The 21,905-nt window shown below is 60.0% G+C and carries 14 protein-coding genes; 7 read left to right on the top strand and 7 right to left on the bottom strand.

What is annotated here, in order from left to right; genetic code table 11:
• Position 1: 1 nt before the first annotated feature.
• From K6U75_08605 to K6U75_08620, 4 genes are read left to right on the top strand one after another with little or no spacing between them, the layout of a single operon-like run.
• A complete protein-coding gene (locus tag K6U75_08605) occupies positions 2-640 on the top strand; it encodes a hypothetical protein (GenBank protein ID MCL6475095.1) in 639 nt (212 codons plus the stop codon).
• On the top strand, positions 637-1,767 hold the full coding sequence (locus K6U75_08610; GenBank protein MCL6475096.1) for a type IV pilus twitching motility protein PilT: 1,131 nt from the start codon (positions 637-639) through the stop codon (positions 1,765-1,767). The genes K6U75_08605 and K6U75_08610 overlap by 4 nt, the downstream gene beginning before the upstream one ends.
• Before the next feature lie 11 nt (positions 1,768-1,778).
• Positions 1,779-2,780, top strand: a complete 1,002-nt coding sequence (locus K6U75_08615) for a TIGR03790 family protein (protein MCL6475097.1) — start codon at positions 1,779-1,781, stop codon at positions 2,778-2,780.
• Between the two features lie 5 nt (positions 2,781-2,785).
• The gene (locus K6U75_08620) at positions 2,786-3,151 is read left to right on the top strand and encodes a nucleotidyltransferase domain-containing protein (protein ID MCL6475098.1); all 366 of its coding nucleotides are present in this window, start codon (positions 2,786-2,788) and stop codon (positions 3,149-3,151) included.
• 17 nt (positions 3,152-3,168) lie between these two features.
• Here K6U75_08620 and K6U75_08625 read toward each other — a convergent pair whose 3' ends face one another.
• The 3 genes from K6U75_08625 to K6U75_08635 form a co-directional block, all read right to left on the bottom strand.
• The gene (locus K6U75_08625) at positions 3,169-5,040 is read right to left on the bottom strand and encodes a hypothetical protein (GenBank protein MCL6475099.1); all 1,872 of its coding nucleotides are present in this window, start codon (positions 5,038-5,040) and stop codon (positions 3,169-3,171) included.
• A 219-nt stretch (positions 5,041-5,259) separates the two neighbouring features.
• The gene (locus tag K6U75_08630; GenBank protein MCL6475100.1) at positions 5,260-7,131 is read right to left on the bottom strand and encodes a hypothetical protein; all 1,872 of its coding nucleotides are present in this window, start codon (positions 7,129-7,131) and stop codon (positions 5,260-5,262) included.
• Positions 7,128-7,964 (bottom strand): YqiJ family protein, encoded by an 837-nt coding sequence (locus tag K6U75_08635; GenBank protein ID MCL6475101.1) that lies wholly within the window; start codon positions 7,962-7,964, stop codon positions 7,128-7,130. The genes K6U75_08630 and K6U75_08635 overlap by 4 nt, the downstream gene beginning before the upstream one ends.
• 208 nt (positions 7,965-8,172) lie before the next feature.
• On the opposite strand from K6U75_08635, the gene K6U75_08640 reads away from it, so the two are divergent.
• On the top strand, positions 8,173-8,673 hold the full coding sequence (locus K6U75_08640) for an Hsp20/alpha crystallin family protein (protein ID MCL6475102.1): 501 nt from the start codon (positions 8,173-8,175) through the stop codon (positions 8,671-8,673).
• A gap of 88 nt (positions 8,674-8,761) precedes the next feature.
• Here K6U75_08640 and rpmB read toward each other — a convergent pair whose 3' ends face one another.
• From rpmB to K6U75_08655, 3 genes are all read right to left on the bottom strand, one after another.
• On the bottom strand, positions 8,762-8,977 hold the full coding sequence (rpmB, locus tag K6U75_08645) for a 50S ribosomal protein L28 (GenBank protein MCL6475103.1): 216 nt from the start codon (positions 8,975-8,977) through the stop codon (positions 8,762-8,764).
• A gap of 127 nt (positions 8,978-9,104) precedes the next feature.
• Positions 9,105-13,094, bottom strand: a complete 3,990-nt coding sequence (locus K6U75_08650; protein MCL6475104.1) for a S8 family serine peptidase — start codon at positions 13,092-13,094, stop codon at positions 9,105-9,107.
• A 519-nt stretch (positions 13,095-13,613) separates the two neighbouring features.
• On the bottom strand, positions 13,614-16,796 hold the full coding sequence (locus tag K6U75_08655) for an Ig-like domain repeat protein (protein MCL6475105.1): 3,183 nt from the start codon (positions 16,794-16,796) through the stop codon (positions 13,614-13,616).
• Between the two features lie 353 nt (positions 16,797-17,149).
• Here K6U75_08655 and K6U75_08660 point away from each other — a divergent pair, with 353 nt between their 5' ends.
• Entirely contained in the window at positions 17,150-18,340 is a 1,191-nt protein-coding gene (locus tag K6U75_08660; protein ID MCL6475106.1) for a hypothetical protein, read from the top strand.
• Between the two features lie 45 nt (positions 18,341-18,385).
• Here K6U75_08660 and K6U75_08665 read toward each other — a convergent pair whose 3' ends face one another.
• Positions 18,386-19,945: a hypothetical protein gene (locus K6U75_08665; protein ID MCL6475107.1), complete on the bottom strand. Its 1,560-nt coding sequence runs from the start codon at positions 19,943-19,945 to the stop codon at positions 18,386-18,388.
• Positions 19,946-20,140: 195 nt separating this feature from the next.
• Here K6U75_08665 and K6U75_08670 point away from each other — a divergent pair, with 195 nt between their 5' ends.
• Positions 20,141-21,883: an ABC transporter ATP-binding protein/permease gene (locus K6U75_08670; GenBank protein ID MCL6475108.1), complete on the top strand. Its 1,743-nt coding sequence runs from the start codon at positions 20,141-20,143 to the stop codon at positions 21,881-21,883.
• Positions 21,884-21,905 lie beyond the last annotated feature (22 nt).

A 21,905-nucleotide genomic window follows, 5' to 3' on the forward strand; every position in this document is an offset into this window, starting at 1 on the left:
GATGAGCATCACCATACCCGAACACATCCGGCGAGAGTGGGAAGCCAGCGGACGTCCGGAAACCGACCCCGGACTGCGGGAGCGGTTACCTCACCTGCCGCGGCTGCCGCTGGTGATTGTGTGCAGCTATCTGGACAAGGAAATCAACCATGGCAACATCCTGCGCATCGCCGAAGCGTTTCGCGTGCAGGAAGTGGTTTTCAGCCGATGCGACGGGCGTGAGAAAAGCTATGCGGGCGCGGTCGGAGCCGAAAAATGGCAGCCGCACCGCTGGGGCTATCCGCAGGAAGAAATCCGCTCTTTGCGGGCGAAAGGCTACAGCATCGTGGCGCTGCACCTGGACGAACAGTCCGTCCCGCTGGAGTGCATGGAATGGCGATTCCCGGTAGCACTGGTCATCGGTGAGGAGCTGCACGGCGTACCCCCCGATGTGCTGGCGGAATGCGAGCAGTGTGTGGCGATACCGCTTTACGGTGCTACCACTTCGCTGAACGTTGCGGTGGCTACCGGCATCTGTGTGAACGCCATCGCCACCTACTACCGACAGCGAGTGAACCCGCACTTCACACCCGCGCGAGCGGTTTCACGAAAACTGCTGTCTATCCCAAACACCGAGCAAACACAGGGAGATGAACCATGACGGTGACAGTAGATGAACTTTTGACCAAAGTGGTGCAACGAGACGGTTCCGACCTGCATCTGAAGGCAAATCAATATCCCATGGTGCGCATCTACGGCGACCTGTATCCGATGGAGGAGTACGGCAAACTCACCCCGGAACAGGTGCGCGACCTGTGCTTCAGCGTCATTTCACCTGCGCAGCGCGAGCGATTTGAAAAGGAGCTGGAGCTGGACTTCGCCTACGAGGTGCCCGGCTTGTCGCGCTTCCGCGGCAATATCTACCAGCAGCGCAGCAACGTGCAAGCAGCGTTCCGCGTTATCCCGTACCGCATCCAGACGATGGAGGAGCTGCACCTGCCGCCCGTGTGCCGTTACTTCGCCGAGCGACCGCGTGGGCTGGTGCTGGTGACCGGTCCCGCCGGTTCGGGCAAGTCCACCACGCAGGCGGCGATGCTCCATTACATCAACCAGAACTTCCCGGTACACATCGTCACCGTTGAAGACCCGATAGAGTTCGTGCATGAGCCGAAAGTCGCGCTGGTCAATCAGCGCGAGCTGGATACCGACACCCACTCCTTCGCCAACGCGCTGAAGTTCGTTCTGCGCCAGGACCCCGACGTGATTCTGGTGGGCGAGATGCGCGATTTGGAGACCATCCACCTCGCCATCACCGCTGCCGAAACGGGACACCTGGTGTTCGGCACCCTGCACACACCTGATGCGGTGCAGACGGTAGACCGCGTGATCGACGTGTTCCCACTTTACCAGCAGCAGCAAATCCGCATGCAGCTGTCGGTGAACCTGGTGGGCGTGATTTCGCAGACGCTGTGCAAGCGGGCGGACGGCAAGGGGCGCGTGGCGGCGTTTGAGGTGCTGGTGGGAACATCCGCTGTGTGTAACCTCATCCGCGAGGCAAAAACCTACCAGCTCACCTCGATCATCCAGACCGGTACCAAGCAGGGCATGATGACGCTGGACCAGTCGCTGGCGTCGCTGGTGAAGCGCGGCATCGTGACCTACGAGGAGGCGTTGGCGAAAGCGAAAGACATCAAGGAGTTCAACGCCCTGCTGGGCATGGACCAGCCTCAGGCGCAACGTCCTGCAGGGGCACCGACGATGGCAGGAGCGCGCGCAATGGGAAGCTGAGGAGATGTACGATGCGATTCCAGCCTCTGGCAAACCCGCCCGGCCGAAAAGTCGCGGTCATTGCCAACCGTGTCCAGCCTGAATCGGAAAAGCTGGCGCGGCAATACTGTCGCGACCGGGCGGTGCCGGAGGACCATCTCATCCTGTTGCAATGCACCGCTTCTGAGACCATCCCCGAGGGCGATTACCTCACCGACATTCAGGCACCGGTGCGCAAGGCATTGCGTGAACGCAAACTCGTCGAGAAGGTAGACTTCCTGCTCATCGTCAAAGGTGTGCCCATCAAGACCGCTCAGCGGGGCTACTCCGTCGACAGCCTGCTGATGTGCATGAACGTGGCGGTATCGCCTCGCAGCCGCAACCCCTACTTCGGCAAACGGGAAGCCTTTTCGTCCGAGCGTTATGGTGGGCTTTATCTGGTCTCACGGCTGGACGGCTACACCTTCGCCGATGCCAATGCCCTGCTCGAGCGCGCCCTCAGGGCACGGCGTGCGGATGGACTGTTTTTGCTGGACATCAGCCCGTCGCACCAGCGCAGCGCATACGGCGAGGTGAACGAATCGATGCGGCGCGCGGCGCAGCTGCTGCAACGCAAAAAACTGCGCGTGTTGCTGGACGATACCAGAGAGTTCATTGGTAACCAGAAGGGGTTGATGGGTTACTACTCATGGGGTAGCAACGACCCGCAGTTCAAAAGAGAACTTTACCTCAGCAACACCTTCCTCCCGGGCGCGATTGCGGAGACCGCCGTCTCCACCAGCGCACGCACCTTCCTGCCCACCGATAAGGGGCAATCGCTCATCGCCGACCTGATTAAGGTCGGCGTGACAGGCGTGAAAGGCTACGTCTCCGAACCGTATGCCGACGCCCTCTGCCGCGCCGACATCCTGTTCGACCGTTACACCGACGGCTATACCCTTGCTGAGAGCTTCTGGATGTCCACACCATACCTGTTCTGGAAGGACATGGTGGTGGGCGACCCCGTTTGCGCCCCGTATGCGGGAGGGAGCTAAGTGGTGTGATTCGCATCTTTCGGGTGGACGGTGAAGGCGTGCGTGTGCGCCTGCGCCAGTGGGCGCAGGCGCTGGGCGAGGCGGATAGCAACGTGCTGGCGGTGGTGCTGTTCGGCTCCTTCGCGCGTGGCGATTACACCGCTGCCAGTGATGCGGATGTGCTCATCCTCCTGCGCGAATCGAACCTGCGGTTCGATGAGCGAATCCCCCTCTACCGACCCCGGCGTATCGGCGTCAGCGTCGACGTGTTTCCCTACACCCTGCAGGAGGCGAGACAGAGCGTGAGAGAGGGCTGGGGAGTGATGCCGGCGGCACTCGTGGAGGGAGAGGTTCTCTATTGCGTACGCAACTCCCTCCACGACCTGCTGTGACAGCAACCCGGCGGCTTTCACCTCTGCCTTAACAGGTAACTGACGCTCGGCGATGCTTGCTCTGCACCGAAGTTGCCACGCACCTCAATGCGTATCTCCTCGGCATTCTCATCGGGCGTGATGCGGAAAGACAACACCTGCCTGCCCATCGCCCGCACCTGCACTGCCTGCTGCGGAGGTTGCGCGGAAGCACCGGAGAGCGACAGGCTCACGGTGCCGCTCACTGCTCTCCCCCCGAAGTGATATACCTCCACGGTGTATTCGAAGCTCTCGCCCGGGCGGAAGAGATAGCAGTCGCGTCCCTTATCGACAGGCAGATTGGTGTAGCCAACTACCACCACCCGCGACGGCTTGTTCGTGGGCAGGCGTCCGACACGAGGCGGCGCGGGCTGGACACTTTTCTCTATCGCTTTCCCCACGTTCACCAGATACACGACCTCCGGTGTCAGCTGAACCTGCACCCTGCCATCCTCCACCTTCAGCGTGCTCTCCGCACCGAAAATGTTGGCAACACGCACTGTACGCCTGTCGGTAGGCACGCGGATGGTGACCGGCTTCTCCGACCATGCGACCAGCACATTGCCACGCGGGGTGGAGAAAAGATGCGCCGAAGCCCCCTCCACACCGGTGGGGTACTCCCCCATATACCGGCTTATTCCAAGCAGTTGGGCGCACGCGGAGAGAGCTACCAGCGAAGGATAGGGGCTCATATCGGGGCGCAACGCACCGAACTGCATGCCGCTCTCCAGATAGTCAGGTAGCACGAAGAAGAAGTGTTTGTCGTTGCCCGCTGCGAGCGACATGACCACAGATACGGGCACAAACTGGCACTGTCTGCGCTGGTTCTCCTCGCTGAGAATGCGTTTGTTCGCGCCCTCGGTGCCCGGCAAACGGATGCCCGCCTCCGTTAACCAGGCGAGACGGTCATCCAGACCGTGTTCGGCAAGCAGTTGCCGGTATGCCTGCAGCGTACGGGGATAGTTGGAGGGCAGGTCGTAGATATGCCAGTTAAAGATGTCGAAGTACTCCCCGATGCCGTTTTCGAACAGATGGCGTGCAAACGCCTGTACCCCGACACAGAGAGAACCCTGCAGCACAGGCGCATTCGGATTGCCGTCTTTCAACCCCAGATAAGCCGCCTTGAGCAACCCTGCGTAGCGGTCACTGAGATGCCGCCAGAAATCGATATCCGGCTCGTTCCAGACTTCCCATGCCTGAATCTGTGCCGCAAAGTGGCTGGCTGCCTCCCGCCCGAAACGGTATACCGTGCGCAGATCATCCGGGCAGTGCGCGGAAGGGTTATCGGGATGCGACCACGCCGGGGAATCATGCCATATCTGGTAAACATGCACCCCCTGCTGCGCCAGCACATCCGCCACATACTGGTAATGCTTCCAGTCCAGCTGTCGCTTATCAGGTGCGACGTGTCCCCATGAGATACGCTCCCGCACCCAGGGGATGCCCGCCGTACGCACGATATGCGCAAACGTACGCCAGCGTTCTTCGCCATGAACCAGCCAGGCACTGGCAGCATCGGCGCAGACCCGCCCCTCACGCGGTAATGGGGCACCTTTTCTATCCATGACTACCCCCAGCGCAACCTCTGCTGCATTACCTTCCCCATCGTCACAGCGAAGGATATAGTAGCCCGGAGGTTGTGCTTTGATTCGGATGTTCGCGTTGCCGTGGCGAACCGGTACCTTCCCCTCAGCAACAGGTCGCCCCCAGTAGTCCATCAGACGATAATGGACAGTAGCCTTCGCTTGTGTCACGGTAAAGTGCAGCTGTTTGCCGGTAACAAACAGGTTGCCCGGAGCCGTAGATTTGACTTCCATCGCCCAAACCGCTCCAGTCATCCAGATAAGAACAAAAATACCTGCGACGTGCATATCCTCGCCTCCTTCAAAGAATATTATCAGGAGTTACGCAGCTGAGGTGGGAGCAGGGAAGGCTTCGCCTGTCCGACGATTGCAGTGGCTTTTTCCTGTCACCCTCAGCGTTAGCGAAGGGTCTCAGATTCTTCGTCCGCTCAGAATGACGTTTTTTGTCGCTTGACTCGCCGGACTTCCGGGAAGCCTTCCACCGCGTAACCCCTGTCAATGCGCCTGCTACTCCTGAGCAGGCTGTTCCGTTGCTGGCGTGCTCTCCTTCTGCGCGGAGGCAACTACCTGCTGCACCAGGTCGTTCACCTGTTGCGCCACCTCGGGCGAGACCGCCTTCCCCGTCAGGCTCTGTACCAGGCTCAGCACCTGATTCGCCAGCTGGGGCACTACACTGCCGTCTCCGCTGAGCGGAGAACCTTTCATCAGCCCGTCCACGAACGCGCCGACGCCCATGCCCTTGAAGTACTGTTGCACCATGTTCGCCATCATGCCCGGATCGCCGAAGATGACGAACTGTCCGTTGCTCATGAACCGTCCGATGGACTCGGCAATCGCCTTCTGGATGTCGCGGCTGGCTTCGATCTGCAGCTTGGTCAGTTCGAAGCGCAGGGCGGCGTCGCTGAAGGTCTGCTTGTTCTCCAGCGCCTGTCGCTCTACTTCGACCTGCGCCTTCTGCACCTCCACCTGCTCGCGGGCGATGTTGACATCTACCATCTTCAACGCCTGCTCGCCCTGAGCCACCAGCTCTTTCGCACGGGCTTCGGCGTCCGCCTTGCGCAGGATGGCTTGCGCCTCCAGCTCGGCGGCTTTCTGCTGCGCCTCGGCACGCTTCACCTCGGCATACGCCTGCACCTCCGCCTCCACCTGCCGCTTCAGGCGCTCCTGCTCGATCTGCTGCTTGGCGGCGATAAGCTTGGTCTGTGCCTCGCGCTCTGCCTGTGCGGTCACCTGCACGGTAATGATGTCCTGGTTCGCCCGCTCGCGCTCGGCTTGCGCCTGAAGGGCTTCCTCCTCCGCCTGCGCCCGCTCTTTCTCTTTGTTGGCAACCGCGATTTGCTTCTCCCGCTCGGCGACCTCTATCGCCTTCAGCCGCTCGATGTCGGTCTGGCGCAGCTCCTGCTCCTTGAGCACCAGCGCCTTGTCGCGCTCGATGGCGGTGGTTTGAACGGCAAGGTCGCGCTGGATTTCTGCCTCTTTCACCTGGCGTTCCTGCTCGATCTGGTAGGTTTGTGCCTCCCGCTGTTTCTCCGCGCGGATTTTGGCGACCTGCGTGGCTTGCTCCGCTTCTGCCTCCGCCTGCTGGCGCTCCAGCTCCAGCACCTCCTTGCGGGTCTGCACGTTCTTGAGGGTCATCTCGCGCTGCGCATCGCGCTCGATACGGTTGCGCTCTACCAGTGCGGACTGGGTGATTTCAGTAATCTTCTTCTTGCCCTGCGCGTCGAAGATGTTGTTATCCGACAGCAGCTCCTGCGAGGTCTGGTCTAAACGCGAGATGGTAACCGACTCCAGCGTCAAGCCGTTTTGCTGCAGGTCCGCCACCACCAGATTGTGCACCGCGCTCGCAAAGGCATCCCGCTGCGCGTGAATCTCCACCAGGTCCTTGGTGGCGGCGACGCTGCGCAGAGCGGAGACCAGCTTCTCGAACACCAGCGACGACACCGAATGCGCATCCACCGACTTCTCGCCCAGCGACCGCGCGGCGTTCAGCACGTCCTCTTTGATGGCACGCACCTTGATGTAGAACTCCGCCTTCACGTCCACGCGCAGGTTGTCCTTGGTGATGAGCGCATCGGGTCCCTTGCGCTCCACCTCCAGCTTCATGGTCTCCAGAGAGACGGGCACGATTTTGTGCACCACGGGAAACACCAGCGAGCCGCCGTCAATCAGCACATGTGTGCCTCCCCAACCTGTGCGCACATAGGCGAGGTTCGCCGATGGCTTGAGGTAAAAACGCTTTATCGCCAGCGCGAGCGCGGAGAAAAACATCACCACCACGCCCACGATGGACGAAACCAGCGTTTGCGTCCACTCCCAGCCCAGGTAGAAGGGCGCGAAAACGAGTAACGCTCCAATCAGCACAAACAGCAGCGCAGTCATGTTCGTACCTCCTGATGCGTGATACTATCGGCAAACGGGTTCTCCTCCACCAGGTAGGTTCCCGTTTCGCTCTCATAGTCCGCCACGACCACAGGCGTCCCCGCAGGCAGCGGGGTTCCGCGCTCGCGCACCCGGCACGGGATGCGGTGTATCGTGCCCACCCGGTCATGCACATCCGCCACCCCACCTCGTTCGTCAATGGTGAACACCGCGATACCCGTCGCCCCGATGAGCCGTTCGCGCGACATGTTGGCAACCTGCCCCATCTGCAGGTAACGCGCCACCACCCCCGACAGCCCGCGTGCCAGCAGCGAGGTGCCCAGCAGGCTTACCAGCACGCTAATCCATACGTAAACCGCCGGAAAGCGCAGCAGCGGATGCAGCGCCTGATTGCTCACCAGTCCCAGCACCCCCCATAACATCATGCAGAAAGGCAGCATCACCGAGATGGGCACACCCCGCCCGATGCCGAACGCCTCCAGAATCTGTGTCAATACCGACTCGTGGTGGTCGTGTGTGGTTTCATCAGCGTGTTCGGCGGCAGCGTCATGCCCTGCCTCGCCAACAGCCACCTCCGCGGATGTTGAATCAATGGCGTGGTCGTGTTCGGCGTGGAGGTCTGTATCCTGCCCGATATCCCCGTGCTCTGAGTCGCCGTCCCCTGTATCCATTTCGTGCGCGGTATCCCCCTGGTCGATGTCACCGCGTTCCGCTGCTGCGTGACCTGTGGAGGCGAAACCAAGCGCGGTTATCAGGGAGAAGAGCATCCCCACCACCAGCGGCAGCGCGAAAAGGAGGTTCCACCATTGCAGTAAGTTGTGCAGGTTACTCATTGCTGTCACCTGCCCTCCAGTGACATTGACACACCAGCACGACGAAAGTTGCGGTGCTCCTATCTTAGCACGCCCTTCTGCGTGTGTCAATTTTTGGGGAGGACCCCCTTGACTCTTGCAAATTTCGTGGTATAATATAAGTGGAATTGAGTGAGTAATACTCAAGTTAATTGCCTGAGAAACACACAGGTCAAAGGAGGTGAGAGCTATGGCACGCCGTGAAGTGACGCTGGCTCGTCGTGAGACCAACGGTGGCATCCGCCGCTGGGATCCGTTTGCGGAGATGGAGCGCCTGCATCGCGAGATGGACCGCTGGTTCGACCGGCTGTTCCCGTTCAGCCCGCTCACCCGCTGGAGTTCGGACATAGAAGTGGGCTTTGAACCTGCCGTGGATATCTACGAGACCAATGAGGAGCTGGTGGTGTTCGCCACCTTGCCCGGCGTGGAGATGAAAGACATCCACGTGGAGGCGACACCGGACACGCTGATACTCCGCGGTGAGCGCAAGCCACTCATCAGCGATGAGAACGTGACGGTACACTACCGCAGCGCGTGGGGCGGGCATGGCACCTTCGAGGCGCGCTATGACCTGCCGGTCGAGATTAACCCGAACAAGGTGAAGGCGACGCTCCGCAACGGTATCCTGGAGGTGCGGTTGCCCAAAGTGGAGTCCGCGAAAGCGAAAGCGGTGAAGGTTCAGGTCGAATAGCCTGCCCCTCTCAACCTCCAGCAGTGCGCATCCCCGCCAGACGGCGGGGATGTGCTGTTTCCACACCTTCCATTGCTCTATATGCGACCTACAAGGCGCGTTTGACCTTACCTGCTTTCAGGCATCGGGTGCATACCTTGATGCGGCGGACGCTGCCGTTCACCATCGCGCGCACGGGCTGCAGGTTGGGGTACCATACCCGCTTGGTGCGCGGCGCGCGCAGTGCCCACGCTCCCGAGTGCACATGCCGAATATTTTGACCGTGCATAACGCCTTTGCCGCAAATGTCACAGACGTGAGCCATTGGGATAACCTCCTGCATCATCACCGCGGGCTATTATACCAGATAAGGCTCGGTCTCCGCAAACACGCCGCTGACCACCCCCCATAAGCAAAAAGGGCGGGGCGTTGCCCCGCCCAGTGTTAAGGAACTACTGCTCCCCGACAAAGCCGAAATGCCTGACGAGGATGCCAAAGTCGAACAATGTGACCTCCAAGTCGCCGTCCAGGTCGGCGTCCCAGTTCCAGTTTTCGTCACCCGCTACGCTGCCAAACGCCAGGAGCAACATACCAAAATCCTGTAGGGTCACCGTATTGTCCCCGTCGACATCGCCATTGATCTGGGAGAAATTGAGGACAACATCACCGGTGACGCGAACCCGTTGATGCTTATCGCGCAGCCAGTGGGAGCCTTTGACAGCGACATCGTAGACGCCGTCCAAATTCGTACCGATAATGTATTCGGATTGGCTGTTGAGGAAGAGGTTATGCGTCTCTCTGGCGGACCTGCTGTCCGGGTCGCGCAGTTCCAAAGTAACCTGTGCCATCTCAGGATTGCCGACGAAGTCGCCCAGCAGCACCTTGCCGCGCAGGACGGTTCGTGCTACCCGAAGGGTAGCGTTTCCTGTGGAGGGTTGTCGTGATTCTGCGCCTTCGAAGACCACATCGATCCAACGGATGCCGAGTGGCATGTGGGGAGGGATACTATATGCAACTTGTGCGTTCCCCTGCGCATCCGTTTCCACTGTTCCCACGACTGTACCGTCAACCTTGAAGTGTAGCGTGAGTCCCTGCGGTGCTGAAACCCAACCGCCAACGTCCAGCTCTTTCAGCGAAGCGGTCAGAATCACCGTCGTGCCCCGCCGAGCTATGACGTCTTCCACGATGACCTCCGTCTTGGCTGTCAAATTCAAGTGGGCAGTTGCTTCGGAGGCTTGATACTCAGAGTCTCCCTCAAACACGACCCGGTACTCGCGCTCACCGAGTAGTGTCACCGTCCACGGCAGGGTCGCTACGCCCGCCGCATTGGTAACCGCGGAACCGACCGGGTTGCCATCCACAAGGAACCGCACCGTTTTGTTGGCAAGCGGTGATGAGTCGGAGGCTCGAACGAGCGTCGCCCGCAACAGGGCGGTGCTGCCGCGCTCAGCAGAGAGGTTGTCGCCTGAGAGGCGGGTTCTAATTCGTAGGGACACGGGATAGATGGGACTGTATCCCCAATTGCCTGCGACGTCCTGCACCCTGAACTGGATTCGGTTCCTGTCGCCAGCACGGTGAAACGGCACGTTTTGGGCTACTACCACCTCCCATTCGAGGCTCCCCTCCTCTCCGGAGAGGCTCGTCGGTTTCCATTGACTCCATGTTGTCCCACCATCGGTAGAGAAGCGGTACCATGCGTTTGCCGAGGGCGACAAGCCAGAAAGAAGGTCTCTTACCGCAACTTGACAGGTTGGTGCGAGCTCTTGGTTGCCTTCGTTCACTGTAAAGGCCTGCCAATCGTTAGGTGGGGTGCCGTCGATGATGACGGTGCGACGTACTTCTGCCTCGCCGCCGTTCGTGGACTTAACCTTCAACAGGATAGTGCCGAGCCCCTCCCTATCCCCACGCAACCTTCTTGCCAACTTCCGGGTGAAACCCGCTGGAATACTACCGAGCGGGACGTTTAATGCGGAGCTAAGATTAAAACGCTCTTGGTCACCGTTCGGAGCATACCGTATCACCTCGAGGTCACTGACGTAACTCAGAAGAGAACCACGCGGTGGGTCTTCCAACATCGTAGCCGACACTCCAGAGACGACGTAGGAGTCCGGTCGCACTGAACCCATCACCTCAAACTCAGTGTTGGGCTGCACAGCCACGGGCGCAGTCAGGGTCAATCTCAGGTTGGGCTCGGTAGGTCCAAAAACGGCACGCACCGTCACCGCCCATGCCTGACTACCAGAAAACCACGAATGGCTGTAGGAGTGTACCTTGATGCGATATTTGCCTGCTCGCGCGTTGCGGATGGTGATGAACTCCACGTTGTCTACACGGGAGGCTGACCACCAGCCGCCGTTCGGCCCTTCAGTAAACGGTTCAGCATCGAGGTATAAGTCGAGGTCGTTCACCAGAGCCTGGCTGGCCCATGCAGAAGCTGGTTCATCGGGGTATACCAGCGCAATGCGCAGCAGACTCGCAGGCTGGGAGAGGTCAAAATCCATGGTCTTTAGCGAGCCGGTGCGTCTGTTTGTCCCCCACCATACTTTCAAGAAGCCGTCTCCCTCGAAATGGCACAAAAAGCCGTCGACTTTACCTCTTCCTGCCGCGTGGAGGTCGTAGCCGAGGTCGAGGGCGTTTGCGATAATCATGCTTTTAATGACCCAGGCTGGCGGGTTCGAGGCACCGCCGTCCGGCCGACGATACGCTGCCATCAACCCCACTGCGAGCCCAGCCACATGGGGGGCGGCAAAGGATGTTCCCTTGACAGGGAAGTATTCTCGACGGTTCCAACGGGCAGGTGCCATAATCCAGTGGCTTGGCGCGACCACATCGGGTTTCACCCGACCATCCCCCGTAGGGCCTCGTGATGATGACTCAACTACTTTGTCTACGTTGTATCCCTCATCATACACGCCACCCACTGTCAGCGCCCCTTTGGCATCGCCTGGGATACCGATTGTTCCTTCTCCTTGTTTGCCCTCGTTACCTGCGGCAGCCACGACCAAGATGTCTTCGCGAAACAATCTGTCGACCTGTCGCGATAGCGCATCCGTTCCTCGTGCGTACCGAGTTGGCGCGCCCCCGCTCAAGTTCACCACATCCCGTTTGGCAACGCTCCTCCACCTTTGCCGATCGAACCATCCCCGCATGTCACTGAGCGCGTCCGAAACGCTCGACCCGACACTGGTCCCTCCCTCAAACGTGTTCACGAAGACCTTCGCCAGCACGATGTCATCCGCTGCCAAGGCGCTTACACCTGAGGCAGTGCCCCGATATCGACGGTCTGCAGCACCTGCGCCGAGCAGAATACCCAACACAGCAGTGCCGTGACCGTTACCGTCTATCAGTGCATTGCCCCTGCTATCCGTATAGTCGCGACCGATAACGCCGTCCCTGATATGGGCAAAGTCGTCGTGTCGTATGAAGAAACCTGAGTCAAGCACCCCGATCTTCACCGACTGACCGTGCAATGGGCGGCCATCTTTGCCAAAGTACCACAGCAGGTCAGCATCGATAGCGGGTTGCGACTCGAAGTCCGCTGGCTTGCAGGCGTGTACTGGCTCGATAAACAGCACGGCGTCCCAGTCGAGCAGCCGGTTTATCGTGGCGGCATCAGCCAGCATCGGAAGGATGGCTAAGTCGGGGTCATACCTGCCTGTCTGGTCGGCGATAGCCATCAGGGCGTCGCGCGCTGCCTCATCGTGTCCGAAGAGGGATACGAAAACCCATCTGCGCTCCGCCGAGCCGCTGCCAACGAACGTCCATAGTTCGGGGTGCAGTTTCTGAAGCGGATAAGGCTGACCAACCCAGCGAACCTGCGGATGGGCAGCTACCGTGCTTAACTGCGACACGGGAACACGCGCCTGATACGCTGTGTACGGATAAAAGCCGAGCAGCTGCACGCCGTGCTGCTCGAGCCATTCACGCAAAGCATCGTCCAGCCTGCCATCCAGCAGGATGAAGCAGTAAACCGTTGGCTGCGCGTCTGTGCTTTGAGTGCGTAGTTGGGCTGCTCGGTGTTGCGCCAGCCGCAGCAGCAACGGTTGCAGCTTCTCGCCTTCTGACGGTACATAATCGCCCATCCCGAAGGCAATCGCCACCTTCTCGCCCTTGCTACCAAACGGCAAAACATACGTTCCAGCGTCGGTTACTCCCTCCTCACCTAGCATCTGTGCCTCCTGAAGGTTCGGCTCAGCTATGGAGGTCGCCTGATTGGCTAACTCAGGGCGGGTATGGGCAATCGAGGTTTCGTAGCGCAGAGATGGCTTCTGTTCTGGAGGCACTGGTGGTTGCGTTGGCGTGCTGACCGATACCCGACTGGGCGCTCTCACCGACTTACCCTTGTTCGGGCTGGATGGCACGGTCTGCGCCACGACGGAACCCCACAGCAAAAGTGTGGTAATCCCTGTCAGCAGAGCAAAGCGTTTCAGAGTGGATAGCATCTCGTACCTCTCCTTTCCGAGCAGGTTTATGTTTTGGGAAGCTACGCAGTTGTAAGACTCTTTGCGAGCTTGGGGGATAAAGCAACATCCGCTAACATGCTGGGCGAAGCGAAGAATCTGATTTACGGCTCAGGATGCTTTGCTTGCGCTCAGCATATCCCATGACTCGCCAGATGTCCCTCGCCACTAAGTAACTACTGTTGTATAGTTTATCACGACGAAACATTTTTGTCAAGTGTTCCTGGGGTGAAAAGCCCGCTCAACGGTGCCCCAGCGACTGAAAGTCACGGGCAGAGCAGGTTTCGTTTTAGGTCGCCCCCAACGTTTAGTTGGTATAAAACCCCTTTCTGGGAAGCCCCCCAGTGTTCCGCATGACGTTATTCCTGCGAACCCACCTTGTGGGGCGGTGGAGCGTAAGGCTCCGTGTCCTTCGGCACGCGAGGAGACGGTCCGCCCCAAAGTGGGTTGAGGAAGCTACGAACACTGGGCGGGGCAACGCCCCGCCCGGTGCCAGCGAAACTACTCATCGCCGATTTTTCCGAAGTTCTTGACGAGGATGCCGAAGTCGAACAGGGTGACCTCCTCATCGCCGTCGAGGTCGGCATTGGGGTTCCAGTTCTTGTCGTTGGGCCCAGAGCCGAAAGCGGCAACGAGCATACCGAAATCGAACAGCGTGACCTCGTTATCCTCGTCGACGTCTCCGTTGACGAGGCTGAAAGCCACCTGTGCCGTGCCGGGCAGTTTAACGTGAACCCGCTGCCGCAGCCAGTGCGTTACCTTCACCAGAAGGTCTGCGCTGCCGGTCAGCCTCAGCCGGAACGCCCCCTTGCCGTCCAGCACTTCCTTGAGCCGCTCCAGCTTGCCGTCGCGGTCAATCGCCACATCCGCGGGCAAGTTCATCACGGGACCGACGTAGTCGCGCAGGTTGACGAGCGCTTCCACTTCGACGTATCCACTCAGGGTCGCATATGCTGCGGAACTGACGTAAGTAGAGTCTCCGTCGAACGCCGCCGACATCGGCAGGTCTCCGAGATGTCGCCCACTATACGAGACAGACGCTTCGCCTTCGGCATCGGTGGTCGCCGTGCCCACCTCGGTGCCACCTACCGAGAAGCGCAGCAGTTTGCCCGAAATCGGTCGTCCATCATCCTGTCGGGTCAGGCGCGCTTTCAGCAACGCGGTCGAGCCGTAGGGCACCGACTGGTCTCGGATGATGACAACCGTATACGCACGCGAGACCGAAAGGATGCCCGTGCCCGAGGAGGGGTTGAAGGCGGAGTCGCCATCGAAGGTCGCGGTGATGGTGCGATTTCCCAGCGCAGCGTCCAGCGGAATCGTGTAGGCGAGCGTCGCGGAGCCATCCGAGCCGGTCACCGCACTGCCTACGGTCCTATCGTCTACCTCAAACTGCAGTCGCTTGCCTGCGACGCCTGCCCCCGAGTCGGTGCGTTGTAAGGTTGCCCTGAGGTTGGCGATGCCCCCCAGTTGCCCCGGACGCCATGGTACTTCGATTCGTGTGGTTACGAAAGCGGCGGTAGGCAGAGGCATCCGCCCGATACCGCGTCCGTAGGTGCCCACGTAAAGATGGCTGGTGGTTGCGTTGGCGCGCAGGTGCAGACACGGCGTGCTGGGCAACCCCAGCCCCAGCCTTGCCCAGTTGCGACCGAGGTCGGTGGTGACGAACACCCCCGTGTCGGTAGCGGCAATCAGCATGTTGGGCGCAATCGGGTTGACTATCAGGAAGTTCACGGGCGTGTCGGGCAGGTTGCCCGAGATGTCCGTCCACGTTCTGCCAAGATCGGTGCTTCGAACGACACGTTGTGCGCCAAAGCCCATGAACCCCACATACACCGTGCCTGCATTATTGGGGTCTACTGTCAGACCACCGACTGCTCGCCGAGGCAGCCCATCCGTGCGCCTCGTCCATGTGGCTCCGCCGTCTGTGCTGACAAACACCACGCCGTCGGTAGACCCCGTGTAGATGACGTTCGAATCGGACGGGGCGACAGCAATCACGTTCAGCACACCGCCGTCGGTCAAATCGCCGCTAATGCGCGACCACGTCCGTCCGTCGTCGGTGGAACGGTACAGGAAGTTGGTGCCCAGATAGAACCTGCCGGGTGTGCGGGTGTCGTTGACCAGCGGGGCGCACCACAACCCTTGATGGTCGCCGCTGGCGTTCAGCACAGGATTCGGACTCCAGGTTCGCCCTCCATCGGTGGAACGCCAGACGACGGCTTGTTGGGTCTGCCCCAGCGCGATACTGGGGTCGGTGCGCTTATACGAAGCCCACATACCATCCCCGCCCAGCGTGACATCGAAGGTGGGCGAGTCGGTGCGCAGCTGCGTGCCGTTGTCCTGCGACCCCGCCAGCAGTTGGTTCGCATCGGTGGGATGCACATCGAACGCGTAGAACTCCATCGTGCCTCTGCCGTTGTTTAAAGGGGTCAGCGTCGTCCCACGATTGGCAGAGTAGAACAGTCCCCCGTCGCTGCCGATGTAGATTCGCGTCGAGTCGAACGGGTCGAACGCCAGCGCGTGCTGGTCGACGTGCCCCACGGTGTCTTGCGGGTTGATTGTCGTCCACGTTTGGCCTCCGTCGGTGGTGCGCCACAGGTCGACCGCGCCCGCGTAGGCGATGTTGGGGTTGTTCGGGTCGACGCGCATCACAAGGTTATACCATGTTTGCCCGGTGCGGCCGGTTGGGGTGGTCACCTGCGTCCAGCTGGTGCCGCCGTTGGTCGTTCTCCACACGCTATGGATGCCGTCGCTGACGCCAGGAACGAACTGTCTGGAAAAAATGACCCAGACCACGTTGGGGTTGCTGCGGCAGATGTCCAGTTCAATGCGCCCAATGCTCGTGCCGTTGGGCAACGCGCTGATACGTGTCCACGTCGTGCCGCCGTCGGTGGAACGATAGACGCCGTTGCCACCAGCGCCCACAAAATTGCCTAACGCCGCCCACAGGATATTGGAATTGGTGGGGTGCATCCGTAGCGCTGACGCCAAGCCGCTCAGCCTGAGGGTGAAGTCGCTGCCCCCATTGGTGGTGATGTAGATTCCCCGATTCGCGCTGACAATCCACTTGTTGCGGTTGGTCGGGTCGATGACAATCTCATTGATGCGCTGCCCGTCGAAGACGCTGCTGCCGAAAAGCCTCCATGTATTGCCGCCGTCGGTCGAGCGGTAGATGCCCACTCCGCCCAGCGTCCGAACCGCGAAGTACTCCTCACCTGTCCCCAGATAGATGATGTTGGGGTCTACTGGGTCGAGGGTCAAGCAGCCCACATATTGCGCCGCGAGGAAGTCGGTGAGGTTGCGCCAGGTGCTGCCGCCGTCGTGACTGCGCCACACCCCTCCTTTGGCAATACCGATGTAGATGATGTTGCGGTTGGTCGGGTGTACGGCAATGGCGTTGACGCGGGCGAGCCAGTTCTGCCTTGTGCTGACGGGTCCGTGATACTCCCAGTTCAGCGCCTGCGCCTGCAGCCCGTTCGCTTGATAGATGGGCATCTGTTGTGCCTGTTCGTACGCCCGCAGCCAAGCCCCCGCAGGCACATCCTTGAACGGAAAGGCGCGCAGACTGTAGAACCACTCCAGTCGTTTCCATGGTTTGGACAAGCCCCATGCGTCCTGCTCCTGTGCAAGGGCAACACACGAGAGGCTCATCCACAGGGCGACTAGCAAGAAGAGCCGCTTCATATGAAATCCCTCCCATGTTTGAATTGAGCTTGGGTTGGCGGAGCAGGTTGGTGGCATCCGAGGGGCAAATGTGGTATGATTTCGGCTCAACTCATTCCACGACATGGTGCCATGCGCCACTGGACGTGCCTGCTTCGTCACCATATTTAGTATAGCAAAACACATCACAGCGGTCAAACTGTTCTGTGTAAAGAGATTGTTTTTCCCACTCGTTACCGCGGGGACGATTCCGCAAAGCCACAGGCGCACGCTGACCTTTGTTCTTCTACGAAAACCTCCCTCCCACTGTTGACCGATCTCAGGACAATACGGTACAATGCCGTGTACATTCACCAAGAAAGGAGAGGAAGAAGATGAAAGCGTTTGTCTGTACGGTGCTGCTAGGCACCGCCATGGCAGGCGCGTGGGCACAGGCGCTGCTCACTCCGTCGCGCCCTCAACCGAAGCATCCGGCATTGCTGGGTGCGGTAAAGCGGATAACCCTGTCTCCGGTGGGGTTGCGCCCCCAGAACTCCGCGCAGTCGGTTTCGCTGCCACTGTACGATGCCACCTCGCCTGAACAGATTGCCTTCGACGGAACCAGTGCCTATCTAGATACCTGGGCAGTGGGCACTATCCTGCAGGAGCAGATTCCTCTGCTGGGACCGGCGCGGCTCGACACACTGGAAATCCTGTACGTTGGGGGAGGGGCAGCAGGCAGCACAGCGAACATGACAGTGCGGGTCTACGGCTGCCGTTCTGGCTTTGTTGGCGATGACCCCGTCTCACAAGGTTTCCCACTACTCTATTCGCTCGTGAACCAGCCCATCCCCAACGATGGCAGCACCTACCTGCTGAGCCTCGATTTGGGTGGAACGGTTTATAACGCTGGCGTGGACGCTCAGGGCAAACCGTTTGCGCACGACCTGCTGGTGCAAATCAGCTTCACAGGCACGACGACACCGCCGTTGCTCTTCATTGCCAACGGGGCGAACTCGCTGGGATTGCGCAACGACGGGGGACTGGGACAGACCCTGCCCTCGCTCTACCCGCTAGGGGCAGGCAAGTTCTGGGACGACGTGGGCAACCGCTTCCATATGGAGCGCTACTTCACTGGTACCAGCGATAACGTGTGGCGCGAGGGAGCGAACGCCTTCTGGTGGGGAGGAAGCCCGCTGGGCAACTGGTCTATCAGCGTGTTCGGCTCGTACAACTTCGTGGGTGTCGTGTCTAACAACGCCAATGTGGACATGACCGAAGCGAAAGTGCAGATAAACGGGCATCCCGTGACCGTGCCGCTGCTTTCGCTGCCTGCAGAAACGCTTGCGCCCCAACAGAACGCCCGAGTGTTCACCCTGCCGTTGACACCAAATGTGGAGCACGACGTGCGTATCGTGATGGGGCCGCCCTATCTGGTGCGCGCCAAAACGGTAACCGCCTCTTCTCCGGCGACGCCGGTGGTGGAGGATTTCTTCCTCATCTCCGGCGACCTGGACGGGGATAACGAAGTGACCCTGTTCGATTTTGGTATCCTCGTGCAGAGCTTTGGGGAAGTTGGAGACTGAGCACAAGAACGGGCGGGCGTGACGCCCGCCCGTCTCATTCAGGGATTACTCATCCCCCAGCAAGCCGAAGTTTCGCACCAGCACGCCGAAGTCCAACAGAGTGACCTCATCGTCTCCGTCTAGGTCGGCGTTGGGGTTCCAGTTGCTATCGCCCGGCATGGAACCAAACGCCGCCACCAGCGCGCCGAAGTCGAGCAACGTGACCTCATTATCGCCGTCGATGTCGCCGTTGATGAGGCTGAAGTTCAGCGTGACCGGCGCGGTCAGGTTCACGTTCGGGATGACCTGGCGCAGCCAGTGCGACGCCTTCGCCGCGACGTCAAACGTGCCATACAGCGAGGTGACCAGACGATAGGCACCGGTGCTGTCCAAATCCACATTGTAGGTCTCCAGCGGGGTGGTCTCGCCCGGGTTGCGGATTTCTATCGTCACCGGCACAGTACTGACGTCGCCGCCGAAGTCTCTCAATACCACGCTGCCCCCTACTTCAATCGCTGGCAAGACCTCGAGTACATCGAGGCGGTCAATCGTGCCCGCGGGCGAAGCCGGCACATGCCCACTGACCACCAGCAGCAACAGTCTGCCATCGGGGGTGATAAAGTGGGTGGCGTTAATCAGGTTGTGCCGGAAGGCGCTGACGCTCACACCGTCCAGCGTCTCTCCACTGCCATCCCATTCGCCCAGCGGGTTGCCGTTGGGGTCGGCAAGATACAGCTTGTGGGTGGTGGGGTCTATCGTCGGCGTACGCAGGTTGTAGGCGATGAAATCGGTGAGCGTGGGGTACACTGCGGACACGGGCACATAATTCACCGTGCATTGCTGGAAGTTGCCCGCGTCAAACGGGACGATGCGCACGAGGGTGCCATAGCTGTCCACGCCGGTTCGCACTGCCTTGAAGATGCCGTCGTTGACGTCGCCGGAGGCACGGTGAATGTATACATCACCGTTGGGCGCGAAGGCGATGTCGCGCAGGAAGTCTGGCGCGAAGTTGTTGCTGTTGCCAAGTAGCGTTCCCGCTGTGAACGACACACGGCGAATCGTGCGCGTGCCCAGCGACCCTACCGCCAGCGCGCTGCCCGTGCCAGCGTATCCTGGATCTACCGCGATAGCTTCGTAGCGCGTAACGCCGATTTCAGCCGGCGACAAAATCCCGTCGACTGCCCACAACGCATCGACGTTCCCAAAGGTGTCTAAGCGGACAATTGCCGTCTCGGGGCTGGTACCGTGTCCAAGACCGAAGCCTGCATACAGCACTCCGTTGTGGTACACCAGCCGCGAATCGCGTGAGACACCCGCCGCCGTCCACGACAGGATGCGACTGACGCCTGCACCATACGTCAGGTTGCCGCTGGGAAGGTTCAGCACATCATCGATGCGCACGATACCGACAGTTCCATTGCCGCTTGATGCCCGGAACCCAATCACGTAGGCGTTTACTCCGTCGAAAGCGACGTCGATAGCACCCTCGCCACAACTGCTTGGGGTGCCATCAAAGATACCAGAAATGTTGAAGCTGCGCAGGAGCTTGAGCTGCACCTGTGCCTGTGCGGACAGCGCAAGGCAGACGATACCTAGCAGCGCCGCGAGAAGCGCCAACCGTCTCATCGAAAAAAACCTCCTTTCAGCGTTATATAATGATTAGCATCTTTATTATAGCGCAACCTGCAAAAGATGTCCAGTATTTTGCGGGGGAGGCAACTTTTCTCAAAGAACCGTTCTGACACCGCCCACTGTTCCCGTGTGCCCACCCGATAGGGTATTATAGCCTGTGTAAAGCTTTTCAGGAGGGTTTGAAACGGCATGTTCTGGCGTCTGCTGAGCCTGATGCGTCCCTACACCCTGCCCATTGTGATTGGCTTTATCTGTCTGTTGCTGGCGACGCCCGCGCAGATGTTTCCCCCGCTGGTGTGGAAGTATGTGGTAGACGAGGTTATCATGAACCGCAAGGTAGACCACCTGCTGCCCGCGATGCTAGTGATGCTGGCGGTGCATCTGGTGGGAATGGGGCTGTCGGCGGCACGCACCTACTTGCTGGGGGTGGCAGGTCAACGCTTCGTCGCCGACCTGCGCAACCGCCTGCACGACAAGTTGATGCGCCAGTCGGTGCGTTACCACCACGACCGCAAAAGCGGAGACCTGATGGCGCGTGTGATCGGTGATGTGGACACCCTGCAGGAAGTGGTCATCAACGGGGTAGACAACATCCTGGGCAACGCGCTGAGCCTTGTGTGGGTAGCAGGCATCATCGTGTGGTTGAACTGGAAGGTGGGTACACTCACGCTGTTGCCGCTGGTGGTGGTGGCGGTGATGGTGTGGTTTTTCAACCTGCGCGTGAAGGGGCTGTATCGCGCCATCCGCGACCGTCTCGGCGACCTCTCCGCCAAGCTGCAGGAGAACCTGCTGGGGATGCTCATCATCAAAGCCTTCGCACGAGAGGCGTACGAGCAGGAGCGTTTCCAGCAGGTCAACGCGGATTATACCACGACCAGCCTCAAGGGCGTGAAGGTGCGCTCGGTGTACTTCCCCGGCGTGATGACAGTGGGCTTTTTGAGTAATATCGCCATGATCGGCGCAGGAGCCTATTTCGTGTTAAGGGGAGAGTTCACCATCGGCGGGCTGGTGGCGTATCGGGGCTACTGGTGGCAGCTGTTTGCGCCTGTGTTCTCGCTGGCGCAGGTGAACGAGATGATTCAGCGTGCGATCGCGGCTGCCTCGCGCGTGTTCGAGGTGCTGGACGCGCCCGAAGAGGTCACCGACGCCCCCGACGCCATCGCTCCCGATACGGTGCAGGGGCACATCCGCTTCGACAGGGTGAGCTTTGCCTACACCTCCGAGCGACCTGTCCTGCAGGAGGTCTCGTTCGAGGTTTTGCCGGGGCAGCGCATCGGCATCGTGGGTCCCAGCGGCACCGGAAAGACCACCATCCTCAACCTGATACTGCGCCTGTACGACCCGCAGGAAGGCGTCATCTATCTGGATGGCATACCCCTGCGCCAGTTGCAACAGCAGGCTTTCCGCCGTCATATCGCGCTGGTCACACAGGAGCCGTTCCTGTTCAACGACACCGTGCGCCAGAACATTCTGTTCGGTCGGCTGGACGCCACCGATGAGGAAATCGAAACCGCTGCTCGCCTCGCGAACGCTCACGAGTTCATCATGGACCTGCCGCAGGGATACGACACACTGGTTGGCGAGCGAGGCGTTAAACTGTCTGGCGGGCAGAAACAGCGCATCTGCATCGCCCGTGCCTTCCTCGCAAACCCTAAAGTGCTGCTGCTGGACGAAGCCACTGCGTCGGTAGAACCCGAGTCAGAGGCAGTGATACAGGCTGCGCTGGAAAGGCTGATGCAGGAACGCACCACCATTATCGTCACGCACCGCCTCTCGCTGGTGCGCGACTGCGACCGTATTCTGGTGATAGACGAAGGGCGCGTGATCGAATCGGGCAGGCACGAGCAGCTCATGGAGAAAAACGGCTGGTACGCGCGTATGTACCGCCTGCAGATGGAGGGCGGCGCGCTGGTGGAGGAGCTGATGGATTGAGGGATGACACGCGCAGGAGCTG

This window comes from Bacillota bacterium, from assembly GCA_023511455.1.
Taxonomy (GTDB): Bacteria; Armatimonadota; HRBIN16; order HRBIN16; family HRBIN16; genus HRBIN16.

Excerpts from the sequence above, each read along its gene's own strand:
- K6U75_08605 (MCL6475095.1), top strand. The coding sequence starts at position 2 with ATGAGCATCACCATACCCGAACACATCCGGCGAGAGTGGGAAGCCAGC.
- K6U75_08610 (MCL6475096.1), top strand. The coding sequence starts at position 637 with ATGACGGTGACAGTAGATGAACTTTTGACCAAAGTGGTGCAACGAGAC.
- K6U75_08615 (MCL6475097.1), top strand. The coding sequence starts at position 1,779 with ATGCGATTCCAGCCTCTGGCAAACCCGCCCGGCCGAAAAGTCGCGGTC.
- K6U75_08625 (MCL6475099.1), bottom strand. The coding sequence starts at position 5,040 with ATGCACGTCGCAGGTATTTTTGTTCTTATCTGGATGACTGGAGCGGTT.
- K6U75_08630 (MCL6475100.1), bottom strand. The coding sequence starts at position 7,131 with ATGACTGCGCTGCTGTTTGTGCTGATTGGAGCGTTACTCGTTTTCGCG.
- K6U75_08635 (MCL6475101.1), bottom strand. The coding sequence starts at position 7,964 with ATGAGTAACCTGCACAACTTACTGCAATGGTGGAACCTCCTTTTCGCG.
- K6U75_08640 (MCL6475102.1), top strand. The coding sequence starts at position 8,173 with ATGGCACGCCGTGAAGTGACGCTGGCTCGTCGTGAGACCAACGGTGGC.
- rpmB (MCL6475103.1), bottom strand. The coding sequence starts at position 8,977 with ATGGCTCACGTCTGTGACATTTGCGGCAAAGGCGTTATGCACGGTCAA.
- K6U75_08650 (MCL6475104.1), bottom strand. The coding sequence starts at position 13,094 with ATGCTATCCACTCTGAAACGCTTTGCTCTGCTGACAGGGATTACCACA.
- K6U75_08655 (MCL6475105.1), bottom strand. The coding sequence starts at position 16,796 with ATGAAGCGGCTCTTCTTGCTAGTCGCCCTGTGGATGAGCCTCTCGTGT.
- K6U75_08660 (MCL6475106.1), top strand. The coding sequence starts at position 17,150 with ATGAAAGCGTTTGTCTGTACGGTGCTGCTAGGCACCGCCATGGCAGGC.
- K6U75_08665 (MCL6475107.1), bottom strand. The coding sequence starts at position 19,945 with ATGAGACGGTTGGCGCTTCTCGCGGCGCTGCTAGGTATCGTCTGCCTT.
- K6U75_08670 (MCL6475108.1), top strand. The coding sequence starts at position 20,141 with ATGTTCTGGCGTCTGCTGAGCCTGATGCGTCCCTACACCCTGCCCATT.